This is a genomic window from Microbacterium umsixpiens, assembly GCF_053543675.1.
The window spans coordinates 1-743 of record NZ_JBLVOH010000256.1 but is presented as its reverse complement, the minus strand read 5'-3'; the positions used below and the strand labels follow the sequence as shown (position 1 = coordinate 743).

Annotated in this window: 1 protein-coding gene; it reads right to left on the bottom strand. The window is 72.7% G+C overall.

From position 1 onward, the window contains the following. Positions 1–229 precede the first annotated feature (229 nt). Entirely contained in the window at positions 230–712 is a 483-nt protein-coding gene (locus ACNPM4_RS20900; protein WP_448987044.1) for a YbaK/EbsC family protein, read from the bottom strand. Between the last annotated feature and the right edge of the window lie 31 nt (positions 713–743).

Below are 743 nucleotides of genomic sequence, written 5' to 3'. Positions count from 1 at the left end.
CGACCGGTGGCGATGTGCCGGCGGTCATGCTCTGGGGCGCCGGTGGCGCGCTTCTGCTCGGCGTCGCGCTCACCACTCTGGCCGCCGTACGCGCTCGACGACGCGAGACCCAGGGCTGATCCGCGCACCGGGGTCGATGCCGTCGGAGCAGAAGCTCCGCGGCGTCGGTCCCGCGGCGGTGGCGGGGAGTCACGCGGCTAGTCGGCCCCCCGGGGAGATCGAGTCAGCCTCAAGCCACGGCGATGACCGTGCCCCCGGTGATGAGGCGCAGCTGGTCGAACGTGAGCGGCATGACGGTGTGCGGGTGGCCGGCTGCCGCCCACAGCTCGTCGTGGTGCTGGAGCGCGTCGTCGAGGAACGTGCGCAGCGGGGTCGGATGCCCGACCGGTGCGACGCCGCCGATGGCCTGGCCCGTGGCCGCGCGGACGACGGAGGCCGGTGCCATCGACACTTCCCGCGCGCCGATGCTGGCGGTGAGCACGGCGAGTTCCGCCCGGTGGCCGCCGCTGGTCATGACGAGAACCGGCTCTCCGTCGGCGATGAACACGAGGCTGTTGGCGATAGCGGCGACGTCGCATCCGATCGCCGCGGTCGCGGCCGCGGCGGTGCGCGCCGAGTCCGGCAGGACGTGGATGGTGGTGTCGACCCCTGCATCCACAAGGTGCTGCTGCACGAGTCTGCTGCGCTCGGGAAGGGGCGTTTCGTCGCTCATCGCCCCACGATATCGGAGGGGGATGTGGGGG